This is a genomic window from Paenibacillus chibensis, assembly GCF_004001045.1.
In the GTDB taxonomy this organism is placed as follows: Bacteria; Bacillota; Bacilli; order Paenibacillales; family Paenibacillaceae; genus Paenibacillus_AQ; species Paenibacillus_AQ chibensis.
The window spans coordinates 121,711-144,387 of record NZ_BIMK01000001.1 but is presented as its reverse complement, the minus strand read 5'-3'; the positions used below and the strand labels follow the sequence as shown (position 1 = coordinate 144,387).

22 protein-coding genes and 1 pseudogene are annotated in these 22,677 nt (G+C 52.3%); 9 read left to right on the top strand and 14 right to left on the bottom strand.

All coding sequences use genetic code 11. The annotated features are described in order from the left end of the window. Positions 1 to 1,101, top strand: coding sequence for an L-threonine 3-dehydrogenase (gene tdh / locus PCH05_RS00720; protein ID WP_127599641.1), 1,101 nt, complete (start codon positions 1 to 3; stop codon positions 1,099 to 1,101). A gap of 167 nt (positions 1,102 to 1,268) precedes the next feature. Here tdh and PCH05_RS00715 read toward each other — a convergent pair whose 3' ends face one another. The 4 genes from PCH05_RS00715 to PCH05_RS00700 all read right to left on the bottom strand — a co-directional run bounded on the left by PCH05_RS00715 (position 1,269) and on the right by PCH05_RS00700 (position 4,852). Beyond that, on the bottom strand, positions 1,269 to 2,273 hold the full coding sequence (locus PCH05_RS00715) for an ABC transporter ATP-binding protein (RefSeq protein WP_127599958.1): 1,005 nt from the start codon (positions 2,271 to 2,273) through the stop codon (positions 1,269 to 1,271). 46 nt (positions 2,274 to 2,319) lie between these two features. Continuing rightward, positions 2,320 to 3,120, bottom strand: coding sequence for an ABC transporter permease (locus PCH05_RS00710; protein WP_127599639.1), 801 nt, complete (start codon positions 3,118 to 3,120; stop codon positions 2,320 to 2,322). Then, positions 3,117 to 3,893 (bottom strand): ABC transporter permease, encoded by a 777-nt coding sequence (locus PCH05_RS00705; protein WP_127599637.1) that lies wholly within the window; start codon positions 3,891 to 3,893, stop codon positions 3,117 to 3,119. The genes PCH05_RS00710 and PCH05_RS00705 overlap by 4 nt, the downstream gene beginning before the upstream one ends. A 143-nt stretch (positions 3,894 to 4,036) precedes the next feature. Then, on the bottom strand, positions 4,037 to 4,852 hold the full coding sequence (locus PCH05_RS00700) for a hypothetical protein (RefSeq protein WP_127599635.1): 816 nt from the start codon (positions 4,850 to 4,852) through the stop codon (positions 4,037 to 4,039). 372 nt (positions 4,853 to 5,224) lie between these two features. Between PCH05_RS00700 and rhaD the strand changes: the two genes are divergently transcribed. The 3 genes from rhaD (at position 5,225) to PCH05_RS00685 (ending at position 9,405) form a co-directional block, all read left to right on the top strand. Continuing rightward, positions 5,225 to 6,058 (top strand): rhamnulose-1-phosphate aldolase, encoded by an 834-nt coding sequence (gene rhaD / locus PCH05_RS00695; protein WP_127599956.1) that lies wholly within the window; start codon positions 5,225 to 5,227, stop codon positions 6,056 to 6,058. A gap of 349 nt (positions 6,059 to 6,407) precedes the next feature. Next, positions 6,408 to 7,667: an MFS transporter gene (locus tag PCH05_RS00690; RefSeq protein WP_127599633.1), complete on the top strand. Its 1,260-nt coding sequence runs from the start codon at positions 6,408 to 6,410 to the stop codon at positions 7,665 to 7,667. A 313-nt stretch (positions 7,668 to 7,980) separates the two neighbouring features. Beyond that, positions 7,981 to 9,405 carry an NAD-dependent succinate-semialdehyde dehydrogenase gene (locus tag PCH05_RS00685; protein ID WP_127599631.1) on the top strand — a complete coding sequence of 475 codons (1,425 nt, stop codon included), beginning with the start codon at positions 7,981 to 7,983 and terminating at the stop codon, positions 9,403 to 9,405. A 109-nt stretch (positions 9,406 to 9,514) separates the two neighbouring features. Here the strand turns inward: PCH05_RS00685 and PCH05_RS00680 are convergent, their stop codons facing one another. The 4 genes from PCH05_RS00680 to PCH05_RS00665 form a co-directional block, all read right to left on the bottom strand. Then, complete coding sequence (locus tag PCH05_RS00680; RefSeq protein ID WP_127599629.1) at positions 9,515 to 10,699, bottom strand: peptidylprolyl isomerase; 1,185 nt, start codon at positions 10,697 to 10,699, stop codon at positions 9,515 to 9,517. A 190-nt stretch (positions 10,700 to 10,889) separates the two neighbouring features. After that, the gene (gene spoVAD, locus PCH05_RS00675; protein WP_127599627.1) at positions 10,890 to 11,900 is read right to left on the bottom strand and encodes a stage V sporulation protein AD; all 1,011 of its coding nucleotides are present in this window, start codon (positions 11,898 to 11,900) and stop codon (positions 10,890 to 10,892) included. A 7-nt stretch (positions 11,901 to 11,907) separates the two neighbouring features. Continuing rightward, positions 11,908 to 12,390 (bottom strand): stage V sporulation protein AC, encoded by a 483-nt coding sequence (gene spoVAC / locus PCH05_RS00670; RefSeq protein WP_127599625.1) that lies wholly within the window; start codon positions 12,388 to 12,390, stop codon positions 11,908 to 11,910. A gap of 14 nt (positions 12,391 to 12,404) precedes the next feature. Next, positions 12,405 to 13,265 carry a DUF421 domain-containing protein gene (locus tag PCH05_RS00665; RefSeq protein ID WP_127599622.1) on the bottom strand — a complete coding sequence of 287 codons (861 nt, stop codon included), beginning with the start codon at positions 13,263 to 13,265 and terminating at the stop codon, positions 12,405 to 12,407. Positions 13,266 to 13,395: 130 nt separating this feature from the next. Between PCH05_RS00665 and PCH05_RS00660 the strand changes: the two genes are divergently transcribed. From PCH05_RS00660 to PCH05_RS00650, 3 genes are all read left to right on the top strand, one after another. Further along, a complete protein-coding gene (locus tag PCH05_RS00660; RefSeq protein WP_127599620.1) occupies positions 13,396 to 13,602 on the top strand; it encodes a DUF1657 domain-containing protein in 207 nt (68 codons plus the stop codon). Positions 13,603 to 13,779: 177 nt separating this feature from the next. Next, the gene (locus PCH05_RS00655; protein WP_127599954.1) at positions 13,780 to 14,430 is read left to right on the top strand and encodes a phosphatase PAP2 family protein; all 651 of its coding nucleotides are present in this window, start codon (positions 13,780 to 13,782) and stop codon (positions 14,428 to 14,430) included. 134 nt (positions 14,431 to 14,564) lie between these two features. Then, positions 14,565 to 15,629 carry an AI-2E family transporter gene (locus PCH05_RS00650; protein WP_307719493.1) on the top strand — a complete coding sequence of 355 codons (1,065 nt, stop codon included), beginning with the start codon at positions 14,565 to 14,567 and terminating at the stop codon, positions 15,627 to 15,629. A 198-nt stretch (positions 15,630 to 15,827) separates the two neighbouring features. Here the strand turns inward: PCH05_RS00650 and PCH05_RS00645 are convergent, their stop codons facing one another. Further along, positions 15,828 to 16,331 (bottom strand): CDK-activating kinase assembly factor MAT1, encoded by a 504-nt coding sequence (locus tag PCH05_RS00645; RefSeq protein WP_127599616.1) that lies wholly within the window; start codon positions 16,329 to 16,331, stop codon positions 15,828 to 15,830. Positions 16,332 to 16,583: 252 nt separating this feature from the next. On the opposite strand from PCH05_RS00645, the gene PCH05_RS00640 reads away from it, so the two are divergent. Then, positions 16,584 to 17,633 (top strand): aromatic acid exporter family protein, encoded by a 1,050-nt coding sequence (locus tag PCH05_RS00640; protein ID WP_127599614.1) that lies wholly within the window; start codon positions 16,584 to 16,586, stop codon positions 17,631 to 17,633. 81 nt (positions 17,634 to 17,714) lie between these two features. Here the strand turns inward: PCH05_RS00640 and PCH05_RS00635 are convergent, their stop codons facing one another. The 5 genes and pseudogenes from PCH05_RS00635 to PCH05_RS00620 form a co-directional block, all read right to left on the bottom strand. After that, entirely contained in the window at positions 17,715 to 18,803 is a 1,089-nt protein-coding gene (locus tag PCH05_RS00635; RefSeq protein WP_246049306.1) for a sensor histidine kinase, read from the bottom strand. Between the two features lies 1 nt (position 18,804). Next, positions 18,805 to 19,503, bottom strand: coding sequence for a response regulator transcription factor (locus PCH05_RS00630; RefSeq protein WP_127599610.1), 699 nt, complete (start codon positions 19,501 to 19,503; stop codon positions 18,805 to 18,807). A 27-nt stretch (positions 19,504 to 19,530) separates the two neighbouring features. Then, complete coding sequence (locus PCH05_RS27860; protein ID WP_281278726.1) at positions 19,531 to 19,656, bottom strand: hypothetical protein; 126 nt, start codon at positions 19,654 to 19,656, stop codon at positions 19,531 to 19,533. A gap of 39 nt (positions 19,657 to 19,695) precedes the next feature. Further along, positions 19,696 to 19,788: pseudogene (locus PCH05_RS28070) on the bottom strand (hypothetical protein); the annotation flags it as partial. Next, positions 19,745 to 20,470: a D-alanyl-D-alanine carboxypeptidase family protein gene (locus PCH05_RS00620; RefSeq protein WP_164766491.1), complete on the bottom strand. Its 726-nt coding sequence runs from the start codon at positions 20,468 to 20,470 to the stop codon at positions 19,745 to 19,747. The pseudogene PCH05_RS28070 and the gene PCH05_RS00620, both read right to left, overlap by 44 nt. A gap of 200 nt (positions 20,471 to 20,670) precedes the next feature. On the opposite strand from PCH05_RS00620, the gene PCH05_RS00615 reads away from it, so the two are divergent. Then, positions 20,671 to 22,494 (top strand): adenine deaminase, encoded by a 1,824-nt coding sequence (locus tag PCH05_RS00615; protein ID WP_127599604.1) that lies wholly within the window; start codon positions 20,671 to 20,673, stop codon positions 22,492 to 22,494. Positions 22,495 to 22,677: the final 183 nt, after the last annotated feature.

Below are 22,677 nucleotides of genomic sequence, written 5' to 3'. Positions count from 1 at the left end.
ATGAAAAAAACCATGACCGGCCTCGTCAAGGAACACCTCGCCCCAGGCGCGGTGTTCAAGGAGGTGCCCGTTCCGGAGATTGGTCCGGACGAGGTGCTGGTAAAGATCAAAGCTAGCTCCATATGCGGGACGGACTTACATATTTATAATTGGGATGCGTGGGCTGAAAAAGCGGTCGTGACCGGTAACGTATTCGGTCATGAATTTGCGGGGATTGTCGTTGAAGCCGGGGCTCAGGCTGGCCGTGTGCGTATTGGCGATCACGTGTCTGCCGAAGGCCATATGGTATGCGGAACCTGTAAGGCATGCCGCACGGGCAACGCTCATGTGTGTCATCATACCCGCAGCTTCGGAATCACCGCGCCGGGATGCTTTGCGGAGTATGCGGTCGTGAAGGCGGGCAGCATCATTCAAAATGATCGGGATATGCCCTTTGAGCTTGCCTGTCTGCAGGATCCGCTGGGCAATGCGGTACATACGGTGCTTTCGGGAGATATCGTCGGCAAATCCGTTCTGATCGTGGGGGCGGGACTGATTGGGCTTATGGCAATCTCGGTAGCCAAAGCCTGTGGTGCCGGCCTGGTCATGGCGGCGGACGTTCACCCCTACCGTCTCGGGTTGGCCCGTCAGATGGGGGCCGACCTCGTGTTTGACAGCTCCAAAGTAAGCCTGCCGCAGGCTGTCCAAGAAGCTACCGGAGGCGAAGGGGCCGAGGCTGTGCTTGAAATGTCGGGTCACCCGAATGGAATCCGGGACGGGTTCGAAGCGGCAGCTCGGGCGGCACGCGTCTCCCTGCTTGGAATACCTACCCAAGATGTCGCGATGGATCTCGGGCAGATTATTTTCAAGGGAATCCGCGTCGAAGGAATTACCGGCCGCCGGATGCATGAAACCTGGTACCAGATGAAAGGGCTGCTGCGGAGCGGTAATTTAGGATTGGATAAGCTCGTGACGCACACCTGCTCACTAGACCGATTCGAGGAAGCATTTGAGCTTATGCGGAGCGGAGACTGCGGCAAAATCGTTTTCCTGAATGAGCGGAGCAACCACTTTGAAGCGGTACGGCAGGATCCGGCCGGGCAAACGCTGCTGCATGTGTAACGAATAAGAGCGTGCCATTGACCTGTTGGGGGCTGTGGCACGCTCTTTTTTTGGGTGTCCGGTTCACGGCAGTTTAAAATTCATGATCAAACTTGAGAAGCAGCCGCTCGTACTTCCGCCCAATGATATGGCGCTTTCACGAGAACTGGGCATGCTCTTTGCGTACCTTAGTACACCCGATGAATCACATCCTCGAAATCCGGCTCCTCCATATGAATGTCCGCGACCTCTCCCCAGCTGCCAACCACCCGCAAAATGTCCATGGCTTTGACCTGCTGCCTGTTGGCTTCGATATGTACTTCACAGCCGTCAGCGCGAATGATGCGAAAGGTGTGCTTTTCATCCAAACCCAGCTCGATGGGAAGGCTAAGCCCCTTCGGTACCGGCAGTTGAACGGGGCCGTGAAACGTAATTTTGATCCGCGTCGGCAGCCCTATTTTATCCCGCAGCTGCACGATCGTTCCTTCATAGCTGAGCTGGCCGTGGTTGATGACCATCACCCGGTCGCACAGCTGCTCGATATCATCCATATCATGGGTGGTGAGCAAAATGGTTTTGCCGTACTCGCGGTTCAGCTGCTTCAAAAAGCCGCGGATACTGCGCTTGGCGCTTACATCCAGGCCGATGGTCGGCTCGTCCAGAAACAGCACATCGGGATCATGCAGCATGGAAGCGGCGATATCGGCCCGCATGCGCTGTCCGAGGGACAACTTGCGGACCGGCGTCAGCCAGAATTCCTTCAGGTCGAGCAGCTCTGCAAGCTCTCCAAGCCGTCGTTCCTTCTCAGCCGCCGATACCTTATACATATGGGCGAGAATGTCGTATGAGTCCTTGACAGGCAGGTCCCACCACAGCTGGCTGCGCTGGCCGAACACGACGCCGAGCCGTTTGGCAACCTGCCGCCTTTGCTGATGCGGATCGAATCCGTTAATTTTCACGTTCCCGGCGGAAGGGTGAAGGATGCCTGTCAGCATCTTGATCGTCGTGGACTTGCCGGCGCCGTTCGGGCCGATATATCCGACGAAATCCCCTTTTCGGATCGTAAAGTTAATATCCTTCACGGCCTCTTTCAGCCGGTACTCTCTGGTAAATAACGTTCTCAGGCCTGCAAAGCGGCCTTCCTTGACCACTGGTGTGCGGAAGCTTTTATGCAATCCCCGGACCTCGATCATGGCTTCTGATTCTCTCATCTTGCTATTCCCCTTTCCTCTTCCTTCTTTAGCTTCCCGTGCTTTGATAGCGGGTCAGTCCGAATTTCCACAATTTCAGGCTTAAGGCAAGGCAGATACCTGCGATCAGGGCCGTGCCATAGAGCAGCCATGACCCGTACTCGCCTCGCAAAATAAAGAGAGAGGGGACATAGTTCACGAATCCGACCGGAATGACAATGAGCAGGATCGAACGAAGCCAGGACGGATAAAGCACGAGGGGATAGCGGACAGCGGTTTGCGCGGCATCCTCCGTAAGCGTTTGCAGCTCGTTAATTCTGGTGATCCAAAAACCGACGGCTGCCGTGGCCAGCCCGATCGAAAACAAAATGACGGCCCCGGTAACGATAGCCAGCAGCGTATACGGCACGACGACCCAGGTAATCTGGCCGCTGTCCATAAGCCCATGGATCGTCCAGATCAGAATCGTACCTCCTTGCAGCAGTTCTCCCGGCATCAAGCGGATGTTCTGCGACATCAGCCCCATCAATATCGGGACCGGCCGCGTCAGCAGCTGATCGAGGTCGCCGGTGGTCAAATAGGTTTCCAAATGGTGGACATCGCTTGCAAAGGTGCGGTAAAGCGTTTTGGAGAGCGTCATAACGGCGAAAAGATATCCGACTTCATGCAGCGACCAGCCTTTGACCGCCCCGAACTTGTTCAGCACGATCGCGATCATGAGAAACTCGGCAATTTGAATGATAGCGGCGAGAACCGTTCCAAGCATGAAATTCAGCTTGTACTGCATGCGGCTGCGTACGCTTGAACGGATCAGCACCGCATACAGACCCAGCCAATATTTGATGTTCATCCGCCCTGCACCTCCACTTTCCGCCTGACGATGACGGTAACGAGCAGACTAAGCAGCGTGAAGATCAGGCACCAGCAGAGTGAGCCGAGCAGCATGCCGCCTTGCTCATACCCGAGATATATCCGGGTAGGGACGTACAGCAGATAGGGATAGGGCGACAACCAGCTTACCGTCTGCAGCCAAGACGGAAGCCATTCTACTGGAATGAAGAAACCGGCTAGCAGGTTGATCAGCGCTTGATGAACCCAGTACAGCCAGCTGGATTCTGTCGTCCACAGCGAAGCGGCGCCAATGATGTAATTGACGCAAATGGACATGTACGCGGCTGCGGCCAGTGCGGCGAAAGCATACAGCAGCGTTGTCCAATAACTGGGCAGGGACAGCGAGAACACGAGCATGTACAGAACGTAAATGGGGAGCGATTTATATACGAACTGGTATGCGATCTGTCCCCATTCCCTGCTCATGTACAGAACAAACAAATGGACGGGCCGCATCAAATCGAGCGAAATCTGGCCCGTCCTGACCGCCTGCTGCATGCCGAGTCCGTTGGTTATGAACCCGGTCACCCACAGCGAAGCCTGGGTAAAAGCGATGTAGCCGATCATGCCGTGCACGCCGTACTCTCCAAGCGGTCGGTCGGCTCCGATGCCGATCCAGATACAGGCATAGAGATAGCCGAAGAGAGCGCTTGCGACATTGTGCAGCATGTGCGCGCCGCGGTAATGCAAATTGCGGGCGTACGCTTTTGAAGCCAAAGTGAAATAGAGCATTGCACACCTCCGATAAGTTTTGTGGCGACGGGAGTCCGTCAACTTCAGTCAAGGCGAACGAGTGAGAAGGACTCCATCATACCAAAATCTGGTTTTGGCCGCAATCAAAACTTTCAGACTATGCATAGCCCGTGAAAAAGAGCTTAGGAGGTTAACTGAGCTTTGGCATGTTGCAGAATGCTGCCGATCTGGTTTTCAAGCGCAAGTATTTTTTGCTTTTGAACCTGGATCTGCTTCAGCTGGTTGACCAGGTTGTTCAGATCGGTGTGGATTTTTTTTGCATCTCCGACTCTGATGGACTGGGTAACGCTTTTCCACAGGGGACTGACGTTTTTATTCAGAATCGTCGCCGTGCTTTTCTCGGCTTTGATTTTCGTGCGGAGCGGATCCGCGCTTCCGAGGAGCGTCCGGATTTTTTTCTGTGACGCTGTTTTTTGGGTTTTGGCCGCAGAGAGTGCCTGCTCCTTGTTTTGGATATCTGCTTTTGCGATCTGAACGGCAATCTTCATGGTGTCGGCCTGGGCTTTGAGTGCGGAGCTGAGCTGCTTGTTCTTCAGCTTGCCCGCGGTCGAAATTTGCTGGTTCAGCGCGGTGTACATCGATAACAGAGGCTTGTATTTGTCTTTGGCCGCTTTGACGGCCTGCTCCAGCTTCGCGATTTTGTCGGCATCGATCGTCTTGATCTGTTTGGTCAGGGCCGATTGGGTTTCCTCATTTTTGTAATGAACCGTGCTGATGTTCTGATCCAGCTGCTGCAGCTGGGACTGCAGGGATGTAAAAGAGCTGTACAGTGCTTCCAGCTTGCTGCGAAGAGCGCTGTCCGCAGCGGTGGCACGTTCGATTGCAGTCTGCTGCGAAGGGGACCACTGCATGGATGCCGCGGCATCGGCTGGCAGGGAGAAAGCAAGGGTCAGGGCGAACATGAAAGGCAGAATGGGAAGCTTTGTGAATGGCTTCATAACATCAGGCTCCTTTGGATGGAATTTGAGGACGATCAGCCCGTAAAGACAGGAAATGGCATGCAAAAAAGCACCCGCTAAGAGAGGCATGGACTGCCGCTCCTTACGAGTGCTTCAACGTAAGTTGATCGCCTTATTAAATTGTCATCAATATACATGATATGGATGATACTGTCAATATTGAAAATATCACATGGTAGGATAACCTGTCGTTTTCTCTGATAACGACACTAAACGGACATATAAAGTACATAAACAAAAATAAAACAATATAAAAATCTTTGTTTGTGTTGACTACTCGTCATGAGCGCAGTACGATGAGGATGTCAATAAAGATGAAATTTAAAGGAGAGGCTTGCTGTGAGCACTTCGATGATTGAACTGAACCGGGATGAGCCAGCGCTTGACATTCCATTCATCCGGGAAATGGCGGAGATCACGTATCATATGTGGAAATTTGGCTGGGATGAGCGCAACGGGGGGAATATCAGCCGTATTTTGGATGAAGCGGAGGTCAGCCCCTATATCGATCTTACCGGGACCGGCCGCGTCATCCCTCTGACCTTCCCGGTGCCTGAGCTTGCGGGTAAACTATTCGTCGTCACCGGATCGGGCAAGTATTTCAGGAATGTGATTTCGGACCCGGATATCAACCTGGGTGTCATTCGGGTGACGGCAGACGGCGAGCATGTCGATGTTTTGTGGGGATTTAGCGGCTACACCATCCCTACGAGCGAGCTGGCATCGCATTTCATGAGCCATATTGAGCGCTTGAAGGTAGACCCGAGCCATCGGATCGTGATGCATACGCATGCGACAAACGTGATCGCGATGACGTTTGTCCATGATTTGGACGAGAAAAAATTCACGAAGACCCTGTGGCAGATGTGCACCGAATGCATCGTCGTTTTTCCGGAAGGCGTGGGGATGTTGCCGTGGATGGTGCCAGGAAGTGCCGAAATCGGGCGTGAAACCGCGGAAAAGATGAAGGACCGGCGGGTGGTGGTCTGGCCGCATCACGGCATCTTCGGCAGCGGGGCCACGATGGATGAGACGTTCGGACTGATCGAGACGGTAGAAAAGGCCGCCCAGGTATACATGCTCGCAGCAGGTCACGGCATCAAGCAATCGATCAGTGATCGGCAGCTCGCCGATCTTGCGCAGGCCTTTGGAGTTACGCCGGCTGAAGGAATTCTTCAGACTTAATCGCGGTATTTTTGAGAGGAATAAGGAAGCTACAGCAGCAATTAAATAGATGAAAATATGACGGAGCGGCGCAGCGATTGCGGATGCTCCTTTTTTTGATTCGGAACGCTGCGGATATTTCCGAATGCCGGATGCTTAATTTTGAAGCGTATCCATGACCTTAAAATATAACGTTTTCGATCCGCTATTTCTACGTGAACTTCCACAATTATTTTTGTAATCCGAAGGGGCGGCAGGCGTATTGACTTGGATACCTTTGCGAGTAGAATGTTGAGCAAAGAGAAGCAAAAGTTGGCATTTTGGCAGCCTGTTTGAAACCAACCCCTGTAGCTTCAAAGGAGAGTACATCATGATTTCATTGAGACCGAGGCAGCAGTATCCGCGAAAGCGGTCCGTGCAGCGCAAAAATCTAAGAATCGCCACCATGGAGGGTGTTCCCGCCGTGATGTTTCAGACGCTGCTTGGCGGGCAGTTTCTTACAGGCTTTCTGCTGTATCTGGGAGCGAGCTCAAGCGAGCTTGGCTTCGTCCTGGCGATTACGACGTTTGTGAACATCGCGCAGCTTTTCGCTGCGTTTTTGATCCAGCGGCTCAAGAGCCGCAAGTGGACACTCGTATGGTTCGTGGCATGTCATCGGATTCTCTGGGGCGCCACGGGTCTGATCCCATTCCTGTTTCCAAAGCCGTATTGGGTCGCAGCATTTATCGTACTGTATACGCTTGCCTTCATGTTTAATACGGTCGGGGGCATATTATGGAACTCGCTGATCAGTGATATCGTCCCGGCTCGCGTCAGGGGCCGCTACTTCGGCATACGCAACACCATGCTGAACGCGCTGGGAACGCTGGTCATGTACGCGGGCGGGATCATTCTGGACCATGAGCCGGGAGGCAAAGGCTTTCTGATTCTATATATCATCGTCTGGATATGTATTGCCGCGAATATCGCGATGTTCTTCATGTATCCGGATATGCCGTTTGAGCGGTCCTCAGAGAGCAAATTCGTGCCCATGATGAAGAAACCGCTGAAGGATAGTGCCTTTCTGAAGGCTACGCTGTTTTTGGGAGGCTTTTTGTTTCTACAAAATCTGGTGGTGCCGCTGTATTCATATGTCATGCTGCAGCTGCTGCATATCAACTATCAGACGCTGTCGCTGCTGAATGTCGCCCAGACCGTCTTTATGATGGGAAGCTTTTATATTTGGGGAAATCTGAACGCCCGCTACAGCAACCGGCGGCTGCTGTTCTGGACGCTCCCGATTATAGCGCTCTCCTGCCTGATGTGGGGGCTGTTATCGGTGCTGCCGATGTTCCTCGTACTCGCTCTCGCACATGTCATTTTCGGCATTGGGGTTGGCGGCTTCAACCAGCTTGCATTCAATTTCATGATCGGCGATACGCCGAAAAGAGAACGTCCCATGTACATGGCGATGTACGCGGCGATAACGGGCGTTGCCGCTTTTTTCGGGCCTCTGATCGGGGGGAGCGCCCACGAGCTGATACAGCATTGGCCGGTGTGGACGCAGGTTTACGGCATGCAGCTGGTCGTTGGGGTCGCGATGATCGTGGTAACGGTAACGATGGGACGGCGGATATTGAGAGATTCGTAGGGAGGCGCGGCGGCGATCCTAAGGTTGCTCCAAACAAGGAAGAAAAGGCTTGCATCCGGTCCGAAAGGATCGGATTTTTTTAAGATTATAAAATTTATAAATTTCAGCGAAGCTGAACCATTCTATAATCGCAAGAAAAACTTCAACTAAACGCGATCTGTCTTCTTTGAAGGTACGTAGACGTTTTTCTTATGAAAACTGGGTTTTCATTTTCATGGATTTGACGCAATAAGCCGTATTAGGGGTATATTGATATAGGAGCAAGCTATATATTTTTCATCGGATTCACCTTTAGGAAAGGGGAGACTTACGGATGTATATCCAGAAAATCTATATTAATGGCGAGTGGAGAGATCGTGCTGATAAGCTGGAGGTACGGAATCCGGCTACGCTGGAAGTGATCGGATCCATACCCAGAGGGGGTGCGGCGGAAGCGGAAGCTGCGGTCGATGCGGCGCATGAGGCGCTGAAATCATGGTCGGCCAAGACGGCCAATGAACGCGGCGGGCTGATGATGAAATGGCATAACCTGATCGAGGAGCATACCGATGAGCTTGCACGGATCATGACGACCGAGCAGGGCAAGCCCCTTACAGAGGCGGCTGGTGAAATCGCCTATGCCAACAGCTTTGTATCCTGGTATGCGGAGGAGGGCAAACGCGTTTACGGACAAACGATTCCGGCATCTTCACCGAGCAAACGGATTTGGGTGCAAAAGCAGCCGGTCGGCGTCATCGCCGCGATCACGCCTTGGAATTTCCCGGCGTCCATGATTACGCGCAAGGTAGCTCCGGCATTAGCTGCAGGCTGTACCGTCGTGCTTAAACCATCGGAGGAGACGCCGTTTACCGCCCTCAAGCTGGCTGAGCTGGCAGGGGAAGCCGGCATTCCGGCGGGCGTCATCAATGTGGTGACGGGGGACGCGGCTCCGATTGCCGAAGCCTGGCAAAAAGACGAGAGGGTCCGGAAAATTTCATTTACGGGCTCGACGGCTGTAGGCAAAAAGCTGATGCAGGGTGCAGCGGAAACGGTCAAAAAGATTTCGCTCGAGCTGGGGGGCCACGCCCCATTCATCGTAACGGCGCAGGCCGATCTGGATAAAGCGGTGGATGGCCTGATGGCCTCTAAATTCCGTAATGGCGGACAAACCTGCGTTTGCACCAACCGGGTATACGTCGAGGAATCCATCGCCAATGCGTTTTCGGAACGGGCCGCCAAGCGGACGTCAGAGCTCAAGGTCGGAAACGGGCTGGAGGAAGGCGTGGACATCGGTCCGCTGATTAACGCGAAGGCTGTTGAAAAGGTTCAGCGCCAGATTGAGGATGCCAAGGCCAAGGGCGCAAAAGTGCTGGCCGGCGGTAACGCCGTAAAGGATGCCAAAGGGTATTTCATGGAGCCCACGGTTCTCATGAATGCAACCGATGAGATGGAATGCATGATCGAGGAAACCTTCGGGCCGCTAGCCCCGATCACGACCTTCCGTACGCTGGAAGAAGCGGTTCAACGGGCTAACCACAGCCCCTACGGCCTTGCCGCCTACGTGTTTACGGAGAATATCAAAGAAGCCTTATACGCCGCGGAAGCTCTGGAATACGGTATCGTCGGCGTCAACGACCCGCTTCCGTCCACGGCGCAGGCGCCGTTCGGCGGTTATAAGCAGAGCGGTCTCGGACGCGAAGGCGGTCATTTCGGCATCGAGGAATATCTGGAGATCAAATATGTATCCCTCGGGCTGTAAAACTAACTAAATTGATCCATTCCGATTCCATACGGGAGGAATTGGATCAGCCATTTCAATAAAAAACGGATGCACCCTGAATGGGATGCATCCGTTTTTACTTCGTGTATTATTTGCTGCTTGTGGAAGAGTCCGTTTTGCTTGCGTCTGCTTTCTTCTGCTCTTCTTCCAGCTTATTCGTAATTTTCGCTTTTGCTTTCACGTCGGAAAGCCATGTTGGAGCCTTGGTCATGATCGCTTGATAAATCAGCGTTTCCTTGATATCGGCTTTCTTCTCATCCAGCGTAGCTGTGTGAGCCGCTTTGTAGCCGGTTCTCTTGATGATATGGTAGCCGGCATCCGTTTTAACAACACCGCTCAGTTCGCCGTCTTTCAGAGCGAAAGCGGCATCCTCGAACTCTTTGTACATTTGGTTGCGGCCGAAGTATCCGAGATCGCCGCCGTTAGCCTTGGAGCCTGGGTCCGTCGATTTTTCCTTTGCCAGCGTGGCGAAATCAGCGCCGTCTTTCAGCTGCTTCAGGAAGGCGTCGGCTTCTTCCTTGGTTGCCACCAGGATATGGGAAGCTTTAACCTGCTCCGGTGTATCAAAGGAAGCTTTGTTCTCTTCGAAATACTTCTTCACGTCATCATCGGTTACTTTAACGTCAGGCTCGAGCAGCTTGCGCAGCTTAACCTGCATGTCCATTTGCTTGTCGAACTCTTCCATGGTGAGGTTGTTTTGGGCCAAAGCCTGTTCGAAAGCTTCATCGGAACCATAGTTTTTCTTGATGAAGTTCTTTTCTTTCTCGATATCGTCCTGCGTGACCTTGATGCCTTTTTTCGAGGCTTCTTGGTTCACGAGCGTTTCGGAAATCATGCCGTCCAGCGTTTGGGAGCCGCCGGCTGCAACGAGCTCGTTATAGAGCTTGTCCTTCGTAATTTTTTCGCCGTTGACCGTAGCCACGGCTTCGCTGTCTCCGCCGCTTGCAAACGGAGGCTTAATCAGCACGATCACCAGTACAATGGCGAGTACCAGAGATACGATCATCCAAACCTTGCTGCCCATACCCGCGGAAGGAGCCGGTGTTGGCGGCACGGCAGCCGCTTTGGGTTTAACCGGTGCAGCTGGTGATTTATCTTGTTTGGCAGGCGCCGAAGTTACCTTGTCTGTCTGTGCAGGAACTGGCGTTTCTGCGATAGGCTTGTCCGTAGGAGCCGGTTCGGTCTGTTCTGGATGTTCCTGAGTGTCCCCCGATTGTTCTTCCGGTGTGAGTCCTTCTTCGTTATTCAATGATTCTCTTTCTTTGTCTGACATTAAATCTAACTCCTCCTTTGATATGAACAATAACACTTATGGGTATCACTTTACCAGATTCGGCTGAAATAATCCTTAAGAAGACATAAATTGTGGAGGAAAATTTTTAATGCAGTTTTAAGAATCGGCAAAAAAACAGGCTGTCTCCCCACAGGAGAATGGGAACAGCCTTGTTTTTCACGTGTTTTCGTTATTTCTCGCGTTCAATCGACACCGCGTGCGCAATGCAGGGGATCGTCTCGTTCTGCTGAAAGGAAAGCGGGGAGAGCAGCGCACCGGTGGCGACGACCAATATCCGGTTCAGCTCGCCGCGGCGCATTCGGTTCAGCAGGTGGCCGTAGGTGACAACAGCCGAGCAGGCGCAGCCGCTCGCGCCGGATTGAACGTTCTGGGTTTCGTAGTCGTAGATCATCATGCCGCAATCGGAATAGGTCGTCTGCTCGATCGGAAATTGATGCTTCTTGAACAAATCACAGGCGATTTCATAACCGACCTTGGACAAATCCCCCGTAACGATCAGGTCGTAATAGCCGGGCTCGATTTGCAGATCGCGGAAGTGCGCCTCGATCGTGTCAACGGCAGCCGGCGCCATCGCGGCGCCCATATTAAAGGGATCCTTGATGCCCATATCGACGACCCGTCCGATGGTGGCGGAGGTGACGTAAGGACCGTTCCCTTCCTGCCCGACGACGGCCGCGCCCGCGCCCGTGACCGTAAACTGGGCGGTAGGAGGCTTTTGCGATCCGTATTCGGTCGGATACCGGAACTGCTTCTCCACGCTGGCGTTATGGCTGCAGGTTGCCGCCAAGGTATGCTTGGCCCCGCCGGAATTGACTACATAGGAAGCAAGCGCGAGACTTTCCATGGAGGTGGAGCAAGCCCCGAACAAACCAAGATAAGGAATCGTCAGCGTGCGGGCGGCAAAGCTGCTGGAAATAATCTGATTCATCAGATCGCCGCCGAAATGAAATTGGATTTGGCCTTCGGTCAATCCGGCATGCTGGATTGCCATTTTGGCCGCCTCCTCCAGAAAAGCCTTCTCCGCCTTTTCCCAGCTGTCTTGTCCGAGATACAGTTCTCTATGAACGATATCGAAATCCTCCGCGAGCGGACCTTGCCCTTCGAAAGGGCCCACCGACGTGGCGGCCGAGAGGATGGAAGGCTTGTTTTCAAAAATCCAGCTTTGATGGCCTTTCAGCATGATCGGTTCAACCTCCTACAATGTTGGGATCGAAAATAACGTAGGCGATGCCGACGGCAAACGCGGCGACCGTGCCGAAGACGATGACCGGTCCGGCAACCTTGAATATGCTGCCGCCAATGCCGAGGACGATGCCGTCCCGGCGGTATTCAATCGCCGCGGAGGCCATGGCGTTCGCAAAACCCGTAACGGGTACGGCCGTACCCGCGCCCGCCCATTGGGCGATTTTATCGTATACCCCGAAGCAGGTCAGAATGACCGAAATGAGAATCATGACGCCTACGGTCGGACTGGAAGCTTCCTTCACGGAGTAGCCGCCGAAATGGACGAACGACTGCTGGACGATTTCTCCGATCAGGCAGATCAGCCCGCCGACCAGAAAAGCCCGGTAGAGATTTTTGAACGTGAACTTGCTCGGCTCGCGTTTTTTGGCGAGTGCCTGATACTCCTGCTGCACAGGGGTTAGCTTCTTTTTCGTTTTACTGACCACGATGTGTTTCCCTCCTAACGCGTTAATAGCGGCCTGACGTCAGAGATCACCTGCTCAAGCTGAATGGAGCACTGCTCGTACAACGATTTTGCCTCCGGCCGGTCCGTCGAAAGGCCGAACATTTCCAGATCCGCCTGGCATTTTTTTAATTCGGCAAACAGGGTTGCCTTTTGCTGCGGCTCGGGTACTTTGATTTGATCGTCAAACAGATCAACATATAATTGCCCATAGCTGTCGACCTGACCGACGTATACGTTATCCAGCGAAACGCCGATTTTTTCAAGCTCCGTATGAATCCATTTGCGGTTGAGTCCCCGGGTTGCCAGCGGCTCATCCATCACTTTGCCATCGAGGATGACCGTTTGCGGCTCCGATTCGGGACCAACCTGGATGCCCAGATGTGTCGGGGATAGAGGCTGGTTTTGCTTTTTGAGAAGCACGTTGATTTCGCCGTTTGGCTCCATGATCGCGAATTCGACCTCGGCGGCTTTGAAGACGTCCTTGCCCCGGAGCTGCTCCAACAGCTCCTCGTTGGTGAGGCGTTCCTTTTTCAGGTTGTCCTCGAGGATTTTTCCGTCTTTGATCAAAACGGTGCTTTTACTGTCGATGAAATCGCGCGCTTTCTTGCTTTTGAGCTGCAGAAACTCAATGCCGAGCGATACAAGCACCCATACCGACAAGGAAATGATCCCCAGATACCATGTCCCCTTCACGTCCAGCGAGATGGTCGCAGCCAGATCCCCGATCGTGATGCCCGTTATATATTCGAAGAAGGACAACTGGGATATTTGCCTTTTTCCGAGCAATCGGGTTAGGGCGAACAACACGACGACGGCTGCCAAAGTACGGGTAATGACCTCGACCCATTCCGGCATTTTGCATAACCTCCATTTCAGTCTGAATAATCAAATTATTTACTTCTCCCATGATTTTTATGAATTTTTTCACTTCGTGCAGGTTAGATTAATTTTCGTACTTATTCTGCAAAGGAGGTGAGAACGAACCATGACAGTGTCTTCCCAGGTTAAAACGACTCTCGCTTCTCTGAAGAGCGCACAAGCCAGCTTGGAAACCTTCGCGCTGAGCACGCAGAACCAAGAAGCCAAGAACCTGTTCACCAACGCTGCCCAGCAAACCCAGCAAATCGTACAGCAGGTGGAGAGCAGAGTTCAACAGCTCGAAAACGAAGAGCCACAGTACAAAGGCTTCTAGGCCTGACGAGAGTCTTGTTACATACAAGACAACCTCATCGAAAGAGCACCGGCGCTGCCGGTGCTCTTTTTTTTTGCGGATTTTTAGGGCAGAAACAGACTGCGAGCGTGACAAAGGGATAAGCTTTATGGATAATAGAAAGGATAAATCCAAAAGCTGGGAGGATATTCCCTATTGATGAATTCGAAGCGCAATCGGCTGAAAAAGCTGACCCTAACCAGCCTGATTCTGGGCTGTCTATTTATCGTGATCACGATATGTATCGAAACGAATCATATTGCTTGGTTTGACAATGCGGTCATTTCCGCGGTCCAAGGCCTCGAGAGCCCCTGGCTGACCAAGGTCATGAAGTTCTTCACCTTTATCGGCTCGTCGCTGATGGCTACCCTTCTGTCGGTGGTCGCTTTCTTCTTTCTGATGGTTGTTTTGAAGCACCGCCGCGAATTGATTTTGTTCTTGGTATCCGTGGGCGGTTCCGAACTGTGGAACATCATTCTTAAAAATTGGTTTCAGCGGCAGAGACCGCATACGCACCGCTTGATCGAGATTTCCGGCTTCAGCTTTCCCAGCGGGCATTCCATGGCGGCCTTTGCGTTATACGGCACGTTGACCTTCCTGCTGTGGAGGCATATTTCTTCCTTTGCATGGAGAATGGTCATGATCGCGGCCGGCGTGGCTCTTACGGCACTTATCGGCATCAGCCGGATTTATCTGGGGGTCCATTACCCGAGCGACGTCCTTGGAGGCTATCTGGCAAGCGCCACATGGCTGATGATCTCCATCGCTTTGTTCGAACGATACTGGAGACATCCGAAAAATAGGATGTGATTTACGCTGAAGAGCCCACAAAACTTGCATGAAAATGGTGTACTCGCGTAATATGATGTCATAGAGACTTTTGCAAAATTCAGGAGAGAAACTTTAGAGATTAAAAGGAGTCTGGTTGCGAAAAGATGACGTCTATGAAAGAATTTCTTCACCTTCCCGCAGTTAAAAAAGGCGTGGTACTCATCCTGCTCGTACTGTTTCTTTATTTATTCCGAAGCATGATGAACCTGATCCTGATCACATTCATCCTGACCTACCTTGTCAACCGGGTTCATTCGTCGCTGACCCGCCGATTGACGAACCGGATGGGGATCAGCAGGAAAATAGCGCTAATCCTGATTTACGCTGTTTTCGTTGCTCTGTTATCGGTCGGTACGTATCAATACGCCCCGAAGCTTATTGGCGAGTTGAACGGATTGATCAAGCAGGTTATTTACTTCTACAGTAACCCGCTGGTTCTAACGGACAATAAAGTGATGAATTATATTTTGGACTACATCCACAAGATTGATTTCGCTGCTTATCTTAAGCAGGGGTACAGTCTGGTGTCCAATACGATCTCGAACATCGGCAAATTCAGCTTGAATATTGCCCTTGCCATTATCATGAGCTTGTTCTTTATGCTTGAAAAAGAGAAAGTGACGAATTTCACGGAAAAATTCAGAACCAGCAAGCTATCCTATGTATACGATGAGCTTGCCTATTTCGGGAAAAAATTCACCTTTTCCTTTGGAAAAGTGATCGAAGTACAGTTTCTGATCTCCGTGATCAATGCCTGCTTCTCGACGTTGTTTTTGTGGATCATGGGCTTTCCGAACCTGTTCGCGCTGGGGCTGATGATCTTCCTGCTCGGTCTGATTCCGGTGATGGGGGTTATCGTTTCGCTCGTCCCGTTATGCGCGATCGCCTTCGGCATCGGTGGGATTCCCAAGGTAATTTATATCTTGATTATGGTGGCCGTCCTGCACGCCTTCGAGGCCTATGTCATGAATCCAAAGTTCATGTCGGACAAAACGCATCTGCCGATTTTTTATACGTTCGCCGTACTGATCGTTTCTGAGCATTTCTTCGGGGTATGGGGACTCATTCTCGGCGTGCCCGTGTTTATGTTCCTGCTGGATCTGCTGGATGTCCCCGTGAATCATCCGCCCAAAGAGCCGATTCCGGTTCAGGAAAAGACGAAGCCTAAAAAGGGATAACGCGACGTGTCCATCCTGCAGCCTGTAGATCCGCATAACAAAAATCCTAACGCCTAGGCCGTTAGGATTTTATTATAATATCAGAAAGTATAAGCTACTGTGTCATGGCTTCCTGATATTGCAAGAAAAACTGCCGCTGAACGCGGTCTGTCTACTGAGAAAGTACATCGATAGATGTTTTTCTTGTGCGGTAAGGCATTAGATTTCAGAGTGAGTAGACGGCAATCGGCGGTCTTGATGCGGATGGTAAACATGCTGCGTGAAGCGTTTCAGGGAGCCCGGAAGCTTCTTCTTCAGCTGATCCGCCTGCTGCTGCGTCATTTTACCGGCTTTGACCGCACTGTCGAGTTTAGCGCTTTGGACGGCAGTAAGCTTTTGCACGAATTCTTCGGCGTCCCAGTTCTTTTTCTCTTTGGCGATCTGCTGGAGCGACTTGCCCTGCTTCCATTCCTTTTTCAGATCCTGTTCGGTCATACCGAGCAGCGCAGCCGCATCCTTAAACAGAACGAATTTGCGTCCATGATGCCCATGCCGTCTGTGGCGGCTTTCGTCCTGCTTCTCTTTCTCAGCCGGGGGAGACATTTCGGGCGTTGCTGCACGGGTATCTGGAGCCGCTCCGGCTGTATGAGCAAAGGAGAATCCTCCTGCGGCCAAAACGCAGGAAAGAGCTCCGGCCAGAAGTGTTTTTTTGAATAGATTCATCTTGTCACCTCGTTGATGTTATGGTTATTCTTTCATATTCTGTATTTATTATGGGCTTAAATGGATAAATCATACTCCGTTCCGGAAAAACGGGGGAGAGCCGCCGGATTGCATCATTACGCTCAAGAGCGGGTAATATTTCGTATAACAGGAATGATTGACAGACGGCTGATGCATAAATTGATGTGAAGAGGCCTTCTGTAAAAGTACGCTGTTAATGTCTTTTAGATATAGAATGGAGGAGATGCAGCCTTGACTTTCGGAGCGCGTATGCTGAAGACGGGAATCGCCGTCACGCTCGCACTATATATCAGCATGTGGCTACATTTATCCTCGCCGGTTATATCGGCTGTAGCCGCCATATTCGCGATGCAGCCGTCCATATACCGTTCCTGGCGGTATTTCCTGGATCAGCTCCAGACCAATACGCTGGGAGCCGTGCTGGCCCTGATCGCGGGCTTGGTATTTTCCAATGAGCCTATCGCAGTGGGTCTCGTATGTATTATTGTCATTATGATTTGTTTAAAGCTGAAAATGGGCGATACGATCGGATTAACCCTGGTCACGGTCATTGTAGTCATGGAAGCATCCGGGCAGTGGCAGTTTGCCCTCACCCGTTTCTCGCTCAGTTTGATCGGCATTGTGTCGGCGTTCCTGATCAACGTCCTGCTATTTCCGCCGAAGCCGAAAATGCAGTTTACGAGCCAAATCCAGTCCACCTTCAACCAGATGTCGCTTTTGATGCGGACCGCCATATCCGACGAGATCAAAGAGAACATTTTCCGGGATAAGAAAAGGGGGCTGGAGGATTCGATCAAATCGTTGTCGGACAAGTACAAGCTGCTGGAGGAAGAGCAGAAGAAGCTGAAGCGCGCGAAATTCAGCCAGACCCGGCATCTTGTCGTGTACAAACAGATGCTGAACACGCTCCGCAAGGGCAGAGAGGTGCTCGATGCGGTGGAGGAGCATTATTTTCAGTCCGAGCGGTCAGCGGAGCTGGATCTGTTTTTCGATCAGCAGCTGGAAAAGCTGATTAAGCTGCATGAATATGTGCTGCTGAAGTTCGAAGATAACTTGAAGCCGGGGAGCGTGGAATCGAGCCTGCTGCTGGAGGAAAGTGATGCTTTCATCCAACATGTGCTCGAATATGCGGCCGGGCAGCCGGAGTACCGGCTGAGGCTGACGATCGTCGCCTCCACCATGTATGACTATGGTTACCAGCTTGAACGCTTGAACCGTCTGGTGGAGCACTACCATAAATCGGATGACGAAGCGCTATGGCTGTCCTGGCTGAAGCGATAGAATCGCTGCCGAATAAAAGAGGCTGTCCCTGCGGGTCTGAACGAAGACCCTGGGGCAAGCCTCTTTTTGGTGAGCCGGTAATTACTGGAGGGGAAGATGCACGATAAATTCGGTTTGCTGGGCGGAGCTGACCGCTGAAATGCTGCCTTCGTGAAGCTCGACGATGCTTTTGACGATCGCAAGGCCCAGGCCGGCGCCGCCGGTATCGACGGAACGGGATTTTTCCACGCGATAGAAGCGGTCGAATATATACGGCAAATCCATGGATGGAATCGGCGCGCCGAAATTGATAATCCGGACGACGCCCTGTTTGCCCTCTCTGGCGACATGGACTTCGATTCGCTTGCCGTCTTTTCCGTACCGCATTGCGTTGGTGATCAGGTTTTCGAATGCCTGCATGATCTTGTCGCCATCCGCATGAATGAAGAGCTTCTCCTGCGGCGTGACCAGCCGGATCTCCATCTTGTGATGGTGGAGCTGCAGCGTAAACTCCGCCGTAAGCTGCCCGATCAGCTGAACCAGATCGATGGAGGTGCGGTTCAAGGGGATTTGGCCGAAGCCCATTCGCGTATAGTCGAACAGATCCGTCACCAGCCGGTTCATGCGCTTGGATTTTTCATAGGCGATATTGACGTAATACCGCAGCTCGACTTCATCCTTGTATTTGTCCTCCTCGATCAACCGCAGATAACCGATAATCGATGTCAGCGGGGTGCGCAAATCATGGGACACATTCGTGATCAGCTCATTTTTGGCTTGGGTGGCCATACGTTCCTCATGGATGGAATGCTGCAGCTGCTTGGCCATCGCATTGATCTGATCCGCAAGCATGCCGATTTCGTCATTCGAGCGGACCTGTATCCGTTCATCCATATTGCCGTCCGTCATGCGTTTGACGCCGGTAATGATCCGTGTTAGCTTCCGGGTCGTGCCCCAGCTCAGCAGCATGACGTAGAAAATAAACAGTAAAATAACGACAACGGACTGCCATAGCGAAAAGCCGACGACACGGTTCAGGCCGATGATTTTCTCCACCAAGGGATACAGCTGCTTGAAATTCGAATAGTACATGTTGTTGAGTACCGTACGCAAAACAAACAACGTGATAAAGGTCAGGGCAACGCTGAAAAAGAACAGCAGAATGATTTTCCACTGCAGCTTGTTAAACATGCTACGCATCGATTTTATAACCTACTCCCCACACGGTTTGTATCAGCTTATAGCCAAGCTCCTTTTCGAGCTTGTCGCGCAGATTGCTGATATGCACCATGACCGTATTGTTGGACACGTAATACTTTTCTTTCCATACCCGTTGGAAAATTTCCTCTGCGCTAAAGACGCGGCCGGGATGCGAAGCAAGCAGACCCAGAATATCGAACTCCCTTCCGGTCAGCTGCACATCCGTGCCGTCGGCTGTCACGCGATGCGTGCTGCGGTTGATCTCGACGCTTTGAATGCGGAGCACCGAATCATCGGCCGGCCGCGACTCCGAATTGTATTGGAACGTCCGGCGCAGCAGCGTTTTGACCCGGACGGTCAGTTCGAGCGGGTTAAAGGGCTTGATCATATAATCGTCGGCGCCGGTCATGAGGCCGAGGATTTTGTCCATATCCTCGGTTTTGGCGCTGAGCATCAGGATCGGAATAACCGAAGCGCTGCTGCGCACCTGCCGGCAGACTTCGAGTCCGTCCACTTTGGGCATCATGATGTCGAGCACGATCAGATCAAATGCCTGCTCCGGACGGCCTAACAGCTCGAGCGCCTCCTCCCCGTCATGGGCGCATACGATTTCAAAGCCTTCATTCTTTAAGTAAATGGAAATCAAATTGGCAATTTCTTTATCATCGTCCACGACGAGTATATTTCTCATTTCATATCCCCCAAGCCGTTTCTTTCATTAATGGACGGTTTGCGCCGACCGGTTCAGCCATCTGCCGAGAACTGCGCCGCTGCCGTTGTCGAAACCGTAGTTGAACAATTTGGCGGCGTCCTCAAAGCGTTTTTGGGTGTCTGAAGCTCCCATGACCACCGCGATGAAGCGTTTGCCGTCCCTTTCAGATGTCCCGGTAAAGCAGTAGCCCGCCCGCTGGGTATATCCGGTTTTGAAGCCGTCATTGCCGTTGTATGCGAAGCGCTCTCCCGGCCAGCATCGAATTGGTTGTGTGCAGCGTAAGCTCAAGTTCCGGAATGTATATATCCGTTTTTTCGGTTACTTTCAGTATTTCCGGGTACGTGCGAATCAAATAACGGGCCATTTTGGCCAGATCCTTGGCGGTCATTTGCGTTTCCCCTTCCGAGGCAGCCGATTGGAAAGGCGTCAGATCGGCGGATGACAAGCCCGTTGCGTTCGCAAATATAGTATGGGAAGACAAGCCGATGTTACGGGCCATCGCGTTCATCTGCTCCACAAAGGCCTGCTCGCTGCCTGCGATATGCTCGGCCAGGGCTATGGCCGCGTCATTCGCGGAATGAATAACCATCGCTTCGAACATCGTCGAAAGGGGGAGCGTATCGCCTGGGCGCAGCCCGATTTCCGCACCGGTCACATTGGCTGCATAGCGGCTTGCCGTCACCGGCTCGTCCCATGCGTTATGGCCCTCATGAATATTTTTGAGCACGAGCAGCTCCGTCATCATTTTGGACATGCTTGCCGGAGGCAGGGCCGCAGAGGCGTTATGTTCATAATATACTTTACCGGTCTGTACATCCATAAGCACGGCGGCGGTTGCATCAATTTTGAAAAGGGGAAAACGTACCAGAACAGCCGATACGGCTAGGATGATGACGAAAAGCAGCGCCAGCGCAATCGCAGGTTTGATTTTGTTTTTTTTCTTCATGGCTCTCATATCACAATCTCCGTTTCTGTTTATTCGTTTTGTACCATTGTTATCAGCATAACCATCAGTTTTTAAATGCCTACTAAGAAACTCTTAAGAAATTTTAAAGATTTGATTTTTCTTCCCGAGCGGTTGTATGATGGTGTGAACTAAGCAAGACGTGGCAATATACAGAAGGATATAGATGATGGAGGGTTTACATGAAAACAGCAGCATGGGAGAGACGTCCCTTCGCGGAATGCGTGCCAGAGCTGGTGGCAGCGGCACGAGGAGATGTCAAGGCAAGTTTGGTCATTCAAAACGTCAGATTGGTGAATGTGGTATCCGGAGAAATCCTGCCGGGGATGTCCGTTGCGGTTAAGGATGCCCGAATCGTCTATGTAGGGCAGGATGTGAGCCATACGATCGGCGACGATACGAAAATCGTAGATGCCGGTGGAAAATATGCTGCACCGGGCCTGCTTGATGGCCATTGCCATATCGAAAGCACGCAAATGACGGCTACGGAGTTTGCCAGAGCGGTGCTGCCGCTGGGGACGACCGGGGGCTTTTTTGACGCGCATGAGATTTCGAATGTGCTGGGGCTTGAAGGACTGCGGTTTATGCTGGAAGAGGCCAGATCAACGCCGCTGGCCGCGTATATGCAGGTTGCCTCGTGCGTGCCTTCAACCCATCCGGGACTGGAGACGACAGGCGCCTTCATCGGACCGGAAGAGGTTGCTGAGGCTCTGTCATGGGGGGATGACATGATTGGCCTCGGAGAAGTAATGAACTTCCCAGGCGTGGTGTATGGCGACGAGAAAATGATCGGTGAAATTCAGGCGACGCTGCGGGCCGGCAAACACGCCGACGGCCACTTCACCTGGAAATCCGACGATTGGCGTCTGCCTGTATATGCGGCCAGCGGCGTCAATGGCGATCATGAATGTGTGACTGCCCAAGACGTGATCGAACGTGTGCGTCTGGGAATGTATGCGAAAATGCGCCAGGGATCGGCCTGGCACGACGTCGCCGCCACCATCAAAGCGCATACCGAGGGAGGCATCGATACCCGCCGGATGTTGCTGGTAACCGACGACCGCAGCTCGGAATCGCTGATGAACGAAGGGCATATGAATTTTGTCGTGCGCCACGCGATCTCGCAAGGCGTCAAGCCGGTCACCGCATTCCAAATGGCGACCATCAACACGGCGGAGCGTTTCGGCGTGTCCCGCGACATCGGAGCTATTGTGCCGGGAGCCTTTGCGGATATTATTTTGCTGGACGGCAACTTGGCAGACGTCCATGTCGTGATGACGATTGCCGCCGGCAGAATTGTTGCCGAAAACGGACGAATGACCGCCGAGTGGGAGCGTTATGATATTCCGGCTGAGGCATGCCGGACGGTCAAATTAGGCCGGAAGCTGCAAGCAGAGGACTTTGTCATCGGGGCGCCGATCGACGAGGGGAAAGCGGAGATCCGCGCGATCGCAGTGGTTGAGAATCATGTGGAGACCATTGAAAGACGGGTCCGGGTAGACGTGGTAAACGGCATCGTGCAGTTGAACCCGGCCGAGGACTTATGCAAAATGGCGGTGTTCGAGCGTCACGGCAAAGGCGGCGGCCATGCGGCGGGCGTGCTTGCCGGGATCGGCTTCAAGAAGCCGGCGGCCATTGCAATGACCGTGGCGCATGACAGCCATAACCTCACAGTGATCGGCAACGATGACGAGCTGATGGCCCGCGCCGGCAACAGGGTTGCCGATATGCAGGGCGGCGTCGTGATGCTCACGGAGGATGGCATCGCGGAGTTTCCGCTAACGGTGGGAGGCATTATGTCGAACGAACCGTTCGAGACGGTTGCCCGCCAGTCCGAAGGCATCAGCCAGGCGTTGATTCACGCGGGCTGCCCGTTGAACAATGCCTTCATGACCTTGTCTCTGCTGGCGCTGGTCGTGATTCCGGAAATCCGTTTATCCGACAAAGGATTGGTGAAAATCACTTCAGAAGGCATTGATATCGTGCCGCTGTTTACAGGTCAATAAACTTTTGACAACGGCTCACATTCATTTGCATATATAACTAAAAAGGGGAGCCATCGGCTCCCCTTAACATGTTTGATTTTCAGTTTATTTCTTGATAAAATAGATCATATGACCCTATAATCGGGTACAAATCACAACGATTCCTTTTTGATTATACCATCAATCAAAAAGGATGTCAAATAT